Consider the following 14,342-nt stretch of genomic DNA (forward strand, 5'->3'; position numbering starts at 1 on the left):
CGCAGCGGGAACGGTCGCCACGCCGGCCGCGTTGAGAGCATCACAGCCTCAACCGGCCCAAGGGGGATCGTTTCATGGCCAAGCGCCGCATGCCGCAGAGCGACCGCTCGCTGTTCACGCGCCTGTCGCAAGCCGTCGCGCATTGGGCCGGAAGGCCACAGACCTTCATCGGCGCCGCCGTGCTCATCGTCCTCTGGGCGCTCTCCGGCCCGTTCTTCGGCTACAACGATACCTGGCAGCTCGTCGTCAACACCTCGACGACGATCGTCACCTTCCTGATGGTCTTCATCATCCAGAACAGCCAGAACCGTGACACCGCGGCGATGCAGATCAAGCTCGACGAGCTGATCTGCCGGCTGGAGGGCGCCCGCGAGGAGTTGCTCGATCTCGAGGAACTCGACGAGGACAAGCTCGAGGCGATCCGCGACGAGTTCGAGGCGATGGCGGCCAAGGCCCGCAAGCTCGCCACCTCCACCGGTGGCAAGCCCTCTTCACCCGCATGATCCGCCGGTGGCATCCTCACCTCCCGCTCGGTCATGCCTTTGCGGATTTCAGCTAGGCTTACGCCCGACATTCACGCCCCGGTAAGGTTAGCTTTTAGGGTTAAGTGTCATTTAAGAAATCACTGCCATGATCCTTCCCGTTGGTAACACGCGCGGGCTGCGTTCGTTGCGCCGCGCAAACGCGAAGGACACTGCCATGGGCAGCCTGAAAACTCTCGCGCTGGCGGGCGGCCTGGCCCTCGGCGTCTCCGCCGCGGCCCAAGCCGCGGATCTCGCCTACGCTCCGCCTCCTCCCCCGCCGCCACCGCTCGGCCTCAAGGGCACGATCTCGAGCGGCATCTATCTGCGCGGCGATATCGGTGTCGGCGTCCAGAGCGTCGGTAAATACTACCAGGAAGATGTCGCCCAGTTCGGCGGCGCCTTCTTCGGCAAGAGCGACAACGCCGCCTTCTTCGGCGGGCTCGGCATCGGCTATCGCTTCAACAACTGGCTGCGCTTCGACGTCACCGGCGAGTATCGCGGCGCCGGCCAGATCGGCGTGAACGACATCGTCTACAACCCGTTCAACAACGGCAACCAGACGAATACCTACAAGGGCAACCTGACCTCGCTGGTCACGCTGTTCAACGGCTATTTCGACCTCGGCACCTGGAACTGCCTGACGCCCTATATCGGCGCCGGCATCGGTTTCTCGCAGAACCGCATCAGCGGATTGACCGATCAGGGCGCCCTGACCGGTAACTTCAACGGCGCGACGCTGGGTTACGCCAATAGCGGCAGCAACACCGACCTCGCCTGGGCCCTGATGGCCGGCGTCGGTTACGAGGTGAACAAGAACCTGACCCTGGAAGTCGGCTATCGCTACCTGAACCTCGGCGACGCCCAGTCGGGCCGTCTGATCAACGCCTTCACCGGGCAGGTCCAGGCTCCGCTCAAGGCCAGGGACATCGAGAGCCACGATTTCCGCATCGGCATGCGCTGGAACTTCGGCGATCCGAACTGCTGCGGCACGCCCGAGCCGGTCGCCTACGCGCCCCCGCCGGTGGTGCGCAAGTACTGAGGCTTCGCGCCTGTCGAAACACAAAACGGCGCGGGCAATCCCCGCGCCGTTTTGCTTTTGTCAGCGCAGCAGCGACTGTCCGGTCATCTCGGCCGGCTGCGCCAGCCCCATCAGCGCCAGCAGCGTCGGCGAGATATCGGCGAGGCGCCCGTCGGCAAGCCCCTTGGCCTGCCCGCCGACCAGCATCAATGGCACCGGATTGGTGGTGTGGGCCGTATGCGGCTTGCCCGTTACCGGATCGACCATCAGCTCAGCATTGCCGTGGTCGGCGGTGACCAGCAGCGCCCCGCCCTGCCGCATGATGGCATCGGCAATGGCGCCGAGCCCTGCATCGACCGTCTCGACCGCCTTGATCGCGGCTGCCAGCACGCCGGTATGGCCGACCATGTCGGGATTGGCGAAGTTGAGCACGACGAGATCGTAACGGCCGGAATCGATCGCCTCGACCGCCTTCCGGGTCAATTCCGGCGCCGACATTTCGGGCTGCAGGTCGTAGGTCGCGACCTTTGGCGAGGGCACCATGATCCGGTCCTCGCCGGCATAGGGCGCCTCCTCACCACCGTTGAAGAAATAGGTGACGTGCGGATACTTTTCGGTCTCCGCCATCCGCACCTGCGTCCGGCCGGCCTTGGCGACGGTCTCACCAAGCCCATTGGCCAGCGTCTGGGCTGCGAACAGCATCGGCATGATCTTGTCCAGTTCGGCGCTGTAGGAGGTCATGCTGACCGCCTTGACCAGCTCCGGCCGGCGCGGGCGGGCGAAGCCGGCGAAATCCGGTTCCAGCACGGCGGCGAGGATCTCGCGGATGCGGTCCGAACGGAAATTGAAGCTGAGCAGCCCGTCGCCATCCTTCATCCCGGCATAGCCGCCGATCGCGGCCGGCAGGATGAACTCGTCGGTGACATCCTTCGCATAGGCAGCGGCGATCGCGGCCTGCGCGTCGGGGAAGCGCTCGCCCTCTCCCAGCACCATGGCGCGCCAGGCCTTCTCGACCCGCTCCCAGCGATTGTCGCGATCCATCGCGTAATAGCGCCCGCAGACGCTGGCGATGGTCGCGCCCGCCGGCAGCGCGGCAGCGAAGGCCTTCACATACTCGGCGGCCGATTGCGGCGGCGTATCGCGCCCGTCGGTGAAGACATGGACATGCACGGTGACGCCCTGCGCGGTCAGGATGCGAGCGAGCGCCACCGCATGGTCCTGATGGGCATGGACACCGCCCGGCGAGACGAGGCCGAGCAGATGGCAGGCGCCGCCGCTCGCCTTCAACCCGGCGACGAGGCCGGTCGCTTCGAGAGCCCCGCCGATCGAGCCATCGGCGATCGCCTGGTTGATGCGCGGCAGGTCCTGCATCACCACCCGGCCGGCACCGAGATTGAGATGGCCGACCTCGGAATTGCCCATCTGCCCGGGCGGCAGCCCGACATCGAGCCCTGATGTGTGCAGGAAGGCATGTGGGCCCGCCGCCCAGAGCCGGTCGAAATTCGGCGTGTTCGCCAGCCTGACGGCGTTGTTCTGGCTCTCCTCGCGCCAGCCCCAGCCATCGAGGATCATCAGCATCACGGGGCGAGGCGGCATCGGCTTGACCTGTCTGGAACGGTGAAAGGTGCTTGTGCGGATACCATGCGCCACACGGCCGATGCGAGTGTTATGAAGGTGGGGAACGCGACGAAGCCGGAACGGAGGAGACATATGTCGATCAAGGCGCTGGTTTTCGATGCCTATGGCACGCTCTTCGACGTCCAGTCGGTCGCGGCCGTCACCGACGCCGCCTTTCCCGGCCATGGCGCGACGATCACGCAGGTCTGGCGGCTGAAGCAGCTCGAATACACCTGGCTGCGCGCCTTGATGGACCGCTACGAGGATTTCTGGACCGTCACCCGCGACTCCCTCGATTTCACGCTGAGAACGCTCGGCCTCGCCGCGTCGCCCGAGCTCGTCGCCAGGATCGCGGCGGCCTATGACGCGCTGTCCCTCTATCCCGAGGCCCGCACCGCACTCGAAGGCCTCGCCTCCTACCGCCTCGCCATCTACTCGAATGGCAGCCCGGACATGCTGAAGCGGCTCGTCGCCCATGCCGGGATCACCGATCTCCTGGAAACCGTGATCAGTGTCGACGAGATCGGCGTCTACAAGCCCGATCCGCGCGGCTATACCCTCGTCGAGAAGCGGCTCGGGCTGGCGCGCGACGAGATCCTCTTCGTCTCCTCCAACGGCTTCGATATCGCCGGCGCCAAGGCGCATGGCTTTCACGTTGCTCGCATCGAGCGCGTGCCGGCCGGCCGGCTGCGCGGCGAGCTTGCTGCCGCTGCGACGATCGACCCCACGCTGATGTTCAAGGCGCTCCGGATGCAGCCGGAGCAGCTCGGCTTCCAGGCCGATGCGACCATTGCCGCGCTGACCGATCTCGTCTCCTATGTCGCCGGACTGAGACAGGCCTGACGCGCCGCGCGTGGAGACCCCGATGATCAAGCTCTACTACCACCCCTCGCCGAACCCGGCGAAGATCGCGCTGTTCCTGGAGGAAGCCGGCCTGCCCTACGAGATGGTGCCGGTCGATACCCGCAAGGGCGAGCAGTTCAAGCCGGACTTCCTCGCGATCAACCCCAACGCGAAGACCCCGGCTCTGACCGATGGCGACGTCACTGTCTTCGATTCCAACGCGATCCTGCTCTATCTCGCCGAGAAGACCGGCCAGTTCCTGCCGCAGGACACGCCGAAGGCGCGCGGCGAGATGCTGTCCTGGCTGATGTTCGTCGCGACCGGCATCGGCCCCTATTGCGGCCAGGCGGTGCATTTCAGCCGCTTCGCGCCCGAGAAGCTGCCCTACGCCATCAACCGCTACGCCCGCGAGGCCGAGCGGCACTGGGGCATCGTCAACGACCTGCTCGCGAACCGCCGTTACATGCTCGGCGACACCTATACGCTGGTCGACATGTCGATCTGGGGCTGGGCGACGCGGCTCTCCTTCGCCGTTGGCGAGACCTGGCCCGAAATGTTTCCGCATGTGAAGCGCCATCTCGACGAAATCTCGGCCCGCCCCGCCGCGCAGCGCGCCGTCGCCCTCAAGGATCAATTCGCCTTCAAGGCGGATTTCGATGCGGAAGCGCGGAAGTTCCTCTTCCCGCAAAACGCGCATCTCGCGAGCTGATCGCAGCCCCGCGCGCCTGTGCATCATGCCTGCCCCGCCGGCAATAGCGCTGGCGGCGGCGAGGTTTTCGCGCCAGTGTCCGCGCGGTCCCGCGCTCGGGAGACGCGGGCAGGACTAGCCTCCGAGAGGACGAATGCCGACCGATATCGAGATCGCGCGCGTAGCCACGCTGCAGCCCATCGCCACGATCGCCGCAAAGGCGGGCATCCCCTCCGAGGCCCTGAATCCCTACGGCAAGTACATTGCCAAGATCGATACCCATGCGATCCCCGGCTTCCAGGCGAAAGCCGACGGCAAGCTGATCCTCGTCACAGCGATCAGCCCGACGCCGGCCGGCGAAGGCAAGACCACGACGACGGTCGGCCTCGGCGACGGCCTCTCCCGCATCGGCAAGCGCGCGATGATCGCGCTGCGCGAGCCCTCGCTCGGCCCGAGCTTCGGCATGAAGGGCGGCGCGGCCGGCGGCGGCTATGCCCAGGTCGTGCCGATGGAACAGATCAACCTGCACTTCACCGGCGATTTCCACGCCATCACCAGCGCCCATAACCTGCTGGCGGCGATGATCGACAACCATGTCTACTGGGGCAACGGCCTCGGTCTCGACACCCGCCACATCGCCTGGCGCCGCGTCATGGACATGAACGACCGGGCACTGCGCTCCATCGTCTCCTCGCTCGGCGGCGCCAGCAACGGCTTCCCGCGCGAGGACGGCTTCGACATCACCGTCGCCTCCGAGGTCATGGCGATCTTCTGCCTCGCGCGCGACGCCGCCGATCTGGAGGCGCGTCTCGGCCGCATCGTCGTCGGCCGCACCCGCGACAAGCGCCTCGTCACTGCCGCCGACATCAAGGCGACCGGCGCGATGAGCGTGCTGCTCAAGGACGCGCTGATGCCGAACCTCGTGCAGACGCTGGAAGGCACGCCCGCCTTCGTCCATGGCGGCCCCTTCGCCAACATCGCCCATGGCTGCAATTCGGTGATCGCGACGAAGGCTGCGCTGAAGCTCGCCGATTACGTCGTCACCGAGGCCGGCTTCGGAGCCGATCTCGGCGCCGAGAAGTTCTTCGACATCAAGTGCCGCAAGGCCGGCCTGAAGCCCGCCGCCGCCGTCGTGGTCGCCACCGTGCGCGCCCTCAAGATGCATGGCGGCCTCGCCAAGGACGCGCTCGGACGCGAGGACCTGAAGGCGCTGGAAGCCGGGCTCTCCAACCTGACCCGCCATGTCAACAATCTCAGGAAGTTCGGTGTGCCGCCGATCGTGGCGATCAACAACTTCACCACCGACACTGCCGCCGAGCACGAACTGACCCGCAACTATTGCCGCAACCATCTCGGCGTCGAGGCGGTGATCTGCCGGCACTGGGCCGAAGGCGGCGCCGGCACCGAGGAATTGGCCCGCAAGGTCGCAGGCCTCGCCGACGAGGGCGAGGCCGATTTCGCCCCGCTCTATTCCGACGCGATGCCGCTGCGGCAGAAGCTGGAGACGATCGCGCGCGAGATCTACGGCGCCGAGGGCGTCAGCGTCGATGCCAAATTGAAGGCTCGCTTCGCCGAGCTGGAGGAGGCCGGCTTCGGCCATCTGCCGGTCTGCGTCGCCAAGACCCAGTATTCCTTCTCCGCCGACCCGACTTTGCGCGGCGCGCCCTCCGGCCACACCGTGCCCTTGCGCGAACTCCGGCTTTCGGCCGGTGCCGGCTTCGTCGTCGCAATCTGCGGGGACATCATGACCATGCCCGGCCTGCCGCGCGAGCCCGCCGCCGAACGCATCCATATCGACGCGCAGGGGCGCATCGAAGGGCTGTTCTGAAGGGTGTCGCTGTTCTGAAGCGGGTCATCCCGTGCGCGCTGCAGCGTGAAACGCTGCTGCGCAGACACGGGGCCGTCTTCAGAAAGAGGCGCCTTCTCGTCATGCGATCCCGTGTCTGCGTAGCGGCACTTCGCGCTGCAACGCGCACGGGATGACGGCGAACTTCTTAAAGCTTACGCAACGGATCGCCCCCTACCTTGCGCTATCCCGCAAGGAAGCCGACCCGATGAGCCAGGCCGAAACCGGTCTGCCCCGTACGCACAGCCTGAAGGCCCGGGTCATGGGCTGGACGCTCGCCATTCTGGTGGCGATCGCCATTCCGGCCGGCGCAGCCTTCCTGTGGATCGTCGACGCGACCGTGGTGAAGCTCGGCACGCTCGTCGCCGAGAAGCAGATTCTGTTCGACCGCTATCGCGGGCTGGAAGCGCTGATGCGCGAGGTCTCGCTGGCCGAGACGGTCGCCCGCGCGCCTGCGATCGTCGACTGGGCCGAGGACGAGAACGATCCCGAAAAGGCCGCGCGCGGTCTGGCCGAACTGGAGCATTACCGCCAGTCCTTCCGGGACCGCAGCTATTTCACCGTCCTCGCCGGCTCGGGCAATTACTACTTTAACGACAAGGACAACAGCTACGAGCATGAGCGCAAGCGCTACACGCTCTCGGCCAACAATCCGCGCGACGGCTGGTACTACAAGACGGCGGCGCTCGGCTCCGGCTGCCACCTGAACGTCGACAACGACGACAATCTCCGCGTCACCAAGGTCTGGATCAACTGCATCATCCGCAAGGACGGCCGCGTGCTGGGCATCATCGGCACCGGGCTCGACCTGACTCAGTTCATCCGCGAGGTCGTCGACATCCCGCAGACCGGCGTCCAGAGCATGTTCGTCGACCGTAGCGGCGCCGTGCAGGCCCATCGCGATGCCAGCCTCGTCGACTTCCACAGCCTGACCAAGGACATCTCCGCCAAGAAGACGATCTACCAGCTCGTCGACAACGATCCGGACCGCAGCCTGCTCGGCCAGATGATCGCGCGCGTCGGGGCCGGCGACGACCTCGTGCAGTCGCGCTTCATGACGGTCGACGGCAAGCGCGTGCTCGTCGGCGTTGGTTATCTCGACCGGCTCGGCTGGTTCAACGTCACGGTGATGGATATCGACCGGATCATCGACCGCAGCCTGTTCCTGCCGCTCGGCCTGCTGTTCGGCGCGGTGCTGCTCGCGGCAGCCGCCCTGATGACGATGCTGTTCAAGCGCGCGGTGCTCGACCGGCTGACACGTGTGGAGCACGCCGCCAGCCATGTCCGCGCCCGCGAGTTCCGTTCCGTCGCGATTGATGCCGGCCGCGACGAGATCGGCCGGCTGTCGCAGGCCTTCGGCACGATGGCACGCAGCGTCGAGGAAAACACCGCCCGCCTCGAGGAGGCCGTGCGCGAGCGGACCGAGCAGCTCGAGCGCCTCGCCCATGCCGACCCGCTGACCGGCGTGTTCAACCGACGCGGCTTCGAGCAGGCCTTCGAGAAAAGCCGCAGCCGCGCCGGACGAACCGGGCATCAGGCGGGGCTGCTGCTGGTCGATCTCGACAATCTCAAGCCGCTCAACGATCGCCATGGCCACCAGAGCGGCGACGAGGTGATCGCCGAGCTTGCCCGGCGGATGACGAAGCTCCTGCGCGACCGCGACATCTGCGCACGCTGGGGCGGCGACGAATTCATCCTGCTGCTGGATAATGTCGACCGCGACGGATTGTCGGCCATAGCGGCGGCAATCGTCGCCGCTGCGGCGGAGCAGCCGGTCATCCTCGACAGCGGTGTCTCCATCCTCGTCAGCACCAGCATCGGCGCGACACTGCTGGAACCGGAAGATGCGTTGACGGAGGCCACGCGCCGCGCCGACGAGGCGCTCTATGTCGCCAAGCGCAACGGCCGCAACGGCTTCGCCGTCAGCCCGCAGGAAGAGCTTCCGTTGCGCCGGCGCGGCAACGGCTGAAACCGGTCATCCCGTGCGCGCTGCGGCGCGAAGTGCCGCTGCGCAGACACGGGACCGCGTGACGAGAAGGCGCCTTTTTCTGAAGACGGTCCCGTGTCTGCACCGCGGCACTTCGCGCCGCAATGCGCACGGGATGACACGCTTAGGCGAAGTCGAGCTGGACCTTGATCGCTTTCGACTTGTCGGCAGCGAGATCGAAAGCCTCCACCGCACGGTCGACCGGAATCGACGCGGTCAGCAGCGGCGAGAGATCGATCGAGCCCGAGCCGATCATCGCTACCGCCCAGTCGAATTCCTCATGGAAGCGGAAGGAACCGCGCAGGTCGAATTCCTTGGCTACGACGACGTTCATCGGCAGCGTGAACTGGCCGCCGACGCCGATCTGGACGATGACGCCGCCCGGCCTGACCACGTCGAAGGCTCCCGTCAGCGCATGCTGGTTGCCGGACGCCTCGAACATCACGTCGAAGGCGCCCTTCTCCGCGCCGTATTCCGCCTTGAGCCGCTCGGGCTCGGCGGCGACATTGACCGTCGCGGTCGCACCCATCTTGCGGGCGACCGGCAATGGCCCGTCGACGACGTCGGTCGCGACGATTTCGGAGGCGCCCGCCGCCTTGGCGGCGAGGATCGTCAGCGCCCCAATCGGCCCCGCCCCCGTCACCAGCACGCGCTTGCCGAGCAGCGGCCCGGCGCGCTTGGCGGCATGGAGGCAGACCGAGAGCGGCTCGGCGAAAGCCGCTTCCGCAGCGGTGACGCGCGGTGCCACCTTCACGGCCTGCCGCTCCTCGACCACGAGCACGTCGCGGAAGCCGCCCTGCACATGCGGGAAGCGCATCGCCGAGCCGTAGAACAGCATGTCGGTGCAGTGCTGCTGCAGACCCATCTGGCAATAGCGGCAATGGCCGCAGGCGCGGCTCGGATTGACGGCCACCCGGTCGCCCGGCTTCACCCGCGAGACCTCGCCGCCGATCGCCTCGACCCGGCCGGCGATCTCATGGCCGAGGATCATCGGCTCGCGCACGCGGATCGTGCCGAAGCCGCCATGCAGGTAGTAATGCAGGTCCGAGCCGCAGATGCCGCCGGCCTCGATCCGCACGCGCACGTCGCGCGGCCCGAGTTCGGGCGCGGTCGTCGGCTCGACCCGCAGATCCTTCTCGGCATGGATGACGACGGCACGCATGGGACGCTCCCGAATTCGCCGCGCTGCAGCACGCGGCACCATTGTCTAATCGATTGAAACCTGCTTACCCAAAGCCGCGCCCTGGGCGCAAACCGAAATCGCCGCATCCGGCATTTTGCGAGGATAAGCCATGTCGCTGTCGCTGTTCAGTCTCGCCGGCAAGATCGCGCTCGTCACCGGCTCGGGCCAGGGCATCGGCCTCGCGCTGGCGGAAGGCCTGTCGGATGCCGGCGCCCATGTCGTGCTGAACGGCCGCGACAAGACGAAACTGGAGCGGGCTCAGCAGGCGCTCACGGCCGGCGGTCGCAAGGCCTCCATCGCTCCCTTCGACGTCACCGACCACGCAGTGGTCGAGGCCGGCGTCGCCATGATCGAGGCCGAAATCGGCCCGATCGATATCCTGATCAACAATGCCGGCATGCAGAAGCGCGCGCCGATCACCGAATTCCCCGTCGAGGGCTGGCACGAGGTGATCAACACCAACCTGCATTCGGTATTCTACGTCACCCAGGCCGTGACGAAGCGCATGGTGCCGCGCAAGCGCGGCAAGATCATCAGCATCGGCTCAGTGATGAGCGAGCTCGGGCGCGCCACCATCATCCCCTACACGGCCTCCAAGGGGGCGGTGAAGATGATGACGCGGGGCCTCGCCGCCGAGCTCGGCAAGCATAACATCCAGGCTAACGCCATCGGCCCCGGCTATTTCGCGACCGAGATCAACGCCGCGCTGATCGCGGATGAAGCCTTCTCGAACTGGGTCTGCAGCCGCACGCCGGCCGGGCGCTGGGGCGAGACGAAGGAATTGGCCGGCGCCGCGATCTTCCTTGCCTCGGAAGCGAGCGACTACGTCAACGGCCATCTGCTGATGGTCGATGGCGGCCTGACGTCGGTGGTGTGAGGCTGCTCGACAGGGCTTGTCATCCCGGGCGAAGCGAAGCGCAGACCCGGGATCCATTCCGGAATGGTTCAGGCATGGATCCCGGATCGGCGCGGCTTCGCCGCTTGTCCGGGATGACCCGCGTTTTTGCTAAACCAGAAGGCAGCGCCTAATCAGGCCGCAGCCTTCGTCACCGCCTCGACGACATCGTCGACCGCGCGCTCGACCAGGTCGCGGTCGTCGCCCTCGGCCATGACACGGATCACCGGTTCGGTTCCGGACGGACGGATGACCAGGCGGCCGCTCTCGCCGAGCAGCAGCTTCGCCGCCTCGATCGCACTGACCACCTGCTTCTCCTCCAGCGGGCGCCCCTTCTTGTAGCGCACGTTCTTGAGGATCTGCGGCAAAGGCTCGAAGCAGTGGCAGACCTCCGAGACCGGCCTGTCCATCCGCTTGACCACGGCGAGCAATTGCAACGCAGCGACGAGGCCGTCGCCGGTCGTGCCGAAATCCGAAAGGATGATATGGCCGGACTGCTCGCCGCCGAGATTGAAGCCGTGATTGCGCATGTGCTCCAGCACATAGCGATCACCAACCGCGGTCCGGGCCAGCGACAGGCCCAGGCCCGCCAGATAGCGCTCCAGGCCGAGATTGGACATGATCGTCGCGACGATGCCCGGCGCCGAGAGCCGGCCGTCCTCCAGCCAGGAGCGGGCGATCACGGCCATCAATTGGTCGCCGTCGACGATGTGCCCCTGCTCGTCGACCACCAGCACCCGGTCGGCGTCGCCGTCGAGCGCAATGCCGACATCGGCACGCAATTCCTTGACCTTCGCCACCAGCGTCGCGGGGTGGGTCGAGCCGACATCCTGGTTGATGTTGAAGCCGTCGGGCTCGTTGCCGATGACGATGACCTCGGCACCCAGCTCCCAGAGCGCTTCCGGCGCCACCTTGTAGCCGGCACCATTGGCGCAATCGAGCACGATGCGCAGCCCCTCGAGGCTCATATTGCGCGGCATGGTGCGCTTGGCGAATTCGACGTAGCGCGCATCGGCGCTGTCGATGCGCTTGGCGCGGCCAAGCTTCGGCGAACCGGAGAGGCGGGAGGTCAGGTCGCCGTCGATCAGCGCTTCGATCTCGCGCTCGACCTCGTCGTTGAGCTTGTAGCCGTCGGGACCGAACAGCTTGATGCCGTTATCCTCATAGGCGTTGTGCGAGGCGGAGATCATCACGCCGAGATCGGCGCGCATCGAGCGGGCCAGCATCGCGACCGCCGGCGTCGGTATCGGGCCGAGCAGCATCACGTCCATGCCGACCGAGGTGAAGCCTGCGACCATGGCGTATTCGATCATGTAGCCGGAGAGGCGGGTATCCTTGCCGATCACGACGCGGTGGCGATGTTCGCCGCGGCGGAAGGCGAGGCCCGTCGCCTGGCCGACCTTCAGGGCGAGGTCCGGCGTGATGACGCCGTTCGCCCGCCCGCGAATGCCGTCCGTTCCGAAATATTTGCGCGTCATCGTGATTCGGTTCCATGGGGCGGATCGCGCCCGTTTCCGGCGTTCTATAGCCAAAAAACCTTTCCGCCTTCTCACAAATTGTGACGGAGCGTGACAGGATCGGCAGCAGCTTCCACGACGCCGCACCAATACAATGTCATCCCGGGCGACCGAAGGGAGACCCGGGATCCATGCCGGAACCTTGATCGAAAGCGCTCCGGAATGGATCCCGGATCGGCGCCGCTTCGCGGCTTGTCCGGGATGACGGCGCGGGGGACGAACCACGAGCCCAAACGAAAAGGCGGCCTCGCGGCCGCCCTTCGTAGTCCATCCACTCCGCCTCAGGCCTGCGGCTGCGGCTCCAGGCCGGCATCCGGCTCGCCGCGCTTGCGGCCCTTGCCCGCGCTCGGGACGGCTGAACCGCGCGGCGCATGCGGCGTGTCGTCGGCATCGCGCACGGGGCGCTTGCCGGCGATCAGGTCGCGGATCTCCTCGCCGGTCAGCGTCTCGAATTCGAGCAGCGCCTCGGCCACCGCGACGAACTCCTCGTGATGATCGGTGAGGATGGTCTTGGCGTCGGCATAACCCTCGTCGACGAGGCGCTTGACCTCGGCGTCGATCTTTTGCGCCGTCGCCTCGGAGACCGACTGGCTGCGCCCCATCGACATGCCCAGGAAGACCTCTTCCTGATTGTCGCCATAGGCGACCATGCCGAGTTCGGACGAGTAGCCCATCTGCGTGACCATGGCCTTGGCCATCTTGGTCGCCTGCTGGATGTCGCCGGTGGCGCCCGAGGTGACGTTCTCGCGGCCGAAGGTCATTTCCTCCGCCACGCGCCCGCCCATGGCGACCGCGAGCTGCGAGGTGAACTCCTTGAACTTCATCGAGTAGCGGTCGCCCTCCGGCAGGAACTTGACCATGCCGAGCGCACGGCCGCGCGGGATGATCGTCGCCTTGTGGACGGGGATACCGGCCGGGACATAGAGGCCGACGATGGCGTGGCCGGCCTCGTGATAGGCGGTCAGCTTCTTCTCTTCCTCGGACATCGCCATGGATTTGCGCTCGGCGCCCATCATGACCTTGTCCTTGGCGTCCTCGAACTCGCCATGCGTGACCATGCGCTTGCCGCGCCGCGCCGCCAGCAGCGCCGCCTCGTTGACGAGGTTCATCAGATCGGCGCCCGAGAAGCCGGGTGTGCCACGGGCCAGGATCTTGAGGTCGACATCCGGCGCCATCGGAACCTTGCGGACATGCACGCGCAGAATCTTCTCGCGGCCGGCGACGTCCGGGTTCGGGACGACGATCTGCCGGTCGAAACGGCCCGGCCGCAGCAGCGCGGGATCGAGCACGTCGGGACGGTTGGTCGCGGCGATGATGATGACACCCTCGTTCGGCTCGAAGCCGTCCATCTCGACGAGGAGCTGGTTCAGCGTCTGCTCGCGCTCGTCGTTGCCGCCGCCGAGGCCGGCGCCGCGATGGCGGCCGACCGCGTCGATCTCGTCGATGAAGATGATGCAGGGCGAGTTCTTCTTGGCCTGCTCGAACATGTCGCGGACGCGGCTCGCGCCGACGCCGACGAACATCTCGACGAAGTCGGAGCCCGAAATGGTGAAGAAGGGCACATTCGCTTCACCCGCGACGGCACGCGCCGTCAGGGTCTTGCCTGTACCGGGAGGGCCGACGAGCAGCACGCCGCGCGGGATGCGCCCGCCCAGCCGCTGGAATTTCTGCGGATCGCGCAGGAATTCGACGATCTCCTGCAGGTCTTCCTTGGCCTCGTCGATGCCCGCGACATCCTCGAAGGTGACGCGGCCATGGGCCTCGGTCAGGAGCTTGGCCTTGGACTTGCCGAAGCCCATCGCCCGGCCGGCGCCGTTCTGCATCTGGCGGGACATGAAGATCCACAGGCCGATGAAGATGACGAAGGGCAACGAGTTGACCAGCAGCGCCATGAACCACGGCGTGCCTTCCGACGGCGCCTTGGCCGAGACCTGCACGCCCTTCTGGGCCATGGTCTTCAGCAGGTTCGGATCGCCATAGGGCGCATAGGTCACGAAGCTGCGACCATCCGAGAAGGCGCCGGAAATCTCCTGGCCGGCGACGACGACGTTCGACACGCGCCCGGCCTCGGCCTCGTTGATCAGCTGGCTGTAAGGGATTTCATTGGTGCTGGCGCGCTGGCTCGGACTCTGGAACAGGGTGACCAGCGCCAGGACCAGCAGAAAGATCACCACCCAGAGGGCGAAATTACGAAAATTCGGATTCATTCCCAGTCCGATCGGGC

At 66.5% G+C, this 14,342-nt stretch carries 11 protein-coding genes; 7 read left to right on the forward strand and 4 right to left on the reverse strand.

Features of this window, described 5'->3' with window-relative positions:
- Window positions 1-74: 74 nt before the first annotated feature.
- Window positions 75-503 (forward strand): low affinity iron permease family protein, encoded by a 429-nt coding sequence (locus ACWIEX_RS17200; RefSeq protein ID WP_454034208.1) that lies wholly within the window; start codon window positions 75-77, stop codon window positions 501-503.
- Between the two features lie 196 nt (window positions 504-699).
- The gene (locus tag ACWIEX_RS17205; RefSeq protein WP_454034209.1) at window positions 700-1,563 is read left to right on the forward strand and encodes an outer membrane protein; all 864 of its coding nucleotides are present in this window, start codon (window positions 700-702) and stop codon (window positions 1,561-1,563) included.
- A gap of 60 nt (window positions 1,564-1,623) precedes the next feature.
- Here the strand turns inward: ACWIEX_RS17205 and gpmI are convergent, their stop codons facing one another.
- The gene (gene gpmI, locus ACWIEX_RS17210; protein WP_454034210.1) at window positions 1,624-3,138 is read right to left on the reverse strand and encodes a 2,3-bisphosphoglycerate-independent phosphoglycerate mutase; all 1,515 of its coding nucleotides are present in this window, start codon (window positions 3,136-3,138) and stop codon (window positions 1,624-1,626) included.
- 114 nt (window positions 3,139-3,252) lie between these two features.
- Here gpmI and ACWIEX_RS17215 point away from each other — a divergent pair, with 114 nt between their 5' ends.
- The 4 genes from ACWIEX_RS17215 (at window position 3,253) to ACWIEX_RS17230 (ending at window position 8,505) form a co-directional block, all read left to right on the forward strand.
- On the forward strand, window positions 3,253-4,002 hold the full coding sequence (locus ACWIEX_RS17215; RefSeq protein ID WP_454034211.1) for a haloacid dehalogenase type II: 750 nt from the start codon (window positions 3,253-3,255) through the stop codon (window positions 4,000-4,002).
- A gap of 22 nt (window positions 4,003-4,024) precedes the next feature.
- Window positions 4,025-4,711: a glutathione S-transferase family protein gene (locus ACWIEX_RS17220; RefSeq protein ID WP_454034212.1), complete on the forward strand. Its 687-nt coding sequence runs from the start codon at window positions 4,025-4,027 to the stop codon at window positions 4,709-4,711.
- A gap of 133 nt (window positions 4,712-4,844) precedes the next feature.
- Complete coding sequence (locus ACWIEX_RS17225; RefSeq protein ID WP_454034213.1) at window positions 4,845-6,518, forward strand: formate--tetrahydrofolate ligase; 1,674 nt, start codon at window positions 4,845-4,847, stop codon at window positions 6,516-6,518.
- A gap of 226 nt (window positions 6,519-6,744) precedes the next feature.
- Complete coding sequence (locus ACWIEX_RS17230; RefSeq protein WP_454034214.1) at window positions 6,745-8,505, forward strand: sensor domain-containing diguanylate cyclase; 1,761 nt, start codon at window positions 6,745-6,747, stop codon at window positions 8,503-8,505.
- Between the two features lie 142 nt (window positions 8,506-8,647).
- On the opposite strand, the gene ACWIEX_RS17235 is transcribed toward ACWIEX_RS17230, so the two are convergent.
- Complete coding sequence (locus tag ACWIEX_RS17235; protein WP_265055946.1) at window positions 8,648-9,685, reverse strand: L-idonate 5-dehydrogenase; 1,038 nt, start codon at window positions 9,683-9,685, stop codon at window positions 8,648-8,650.
- A 130-nt stretch (window positions 9,686-9,815) separates the two neighbouring features.
- Between ACWIEX_RS17235 and ACWIEX_RS17240 the strand changes: the two genes are divergently transcribed.
- The gene (locus tag ACWIEX_RS17240) at window positions 9,816-10,583 is read left to right on the forward strand and encodes an SDR family oxidoreductase (RefSeq protein ID WP_454034215.1); all 768 of its coding nucleotides are present in this window, start codon (window positions 9,816-9,818) and stop codon (window positions 10,581-10,583) included.
- Window positions 10,584-10,735: 152 nt separating this feature from the next.
- Here the strand turns inward: ACWIEX_RS17240 and glmM are convergent, their stop codons facing one another.
- Complete coding sequence (glmM, locus tag ACWIEX_RS17245; RefSeq protein ID WP_454034216.1) at window positions 10,736-12,079, reverse strand: phosphoglucosamine mutase; 1,344 nt, start codon at window positions 12,077-12,079, stop codon at window positions 10,736-10,738.
- Between the two features lie 320 nt (window positions 12,080-12,399).
- On the reverse strand, window positions 12,400-14,325 hold the full coding sequence (ftsH, locus tag ACWIEX_RS17250; RefSeq protein WP_454034217.1) for an ATP-dependent zinc metalloprotease FtsH: 1,926 nt from the start codon (window positions 14,323-14,325) through the stop codon (window positions 12,400-12,402).
- Window positions 14,326-14,342 lie beyond the last annotated feature (17 nt).

This window comes from Allobosea sp. NPDC055353 (assembly GCF_053644975.1).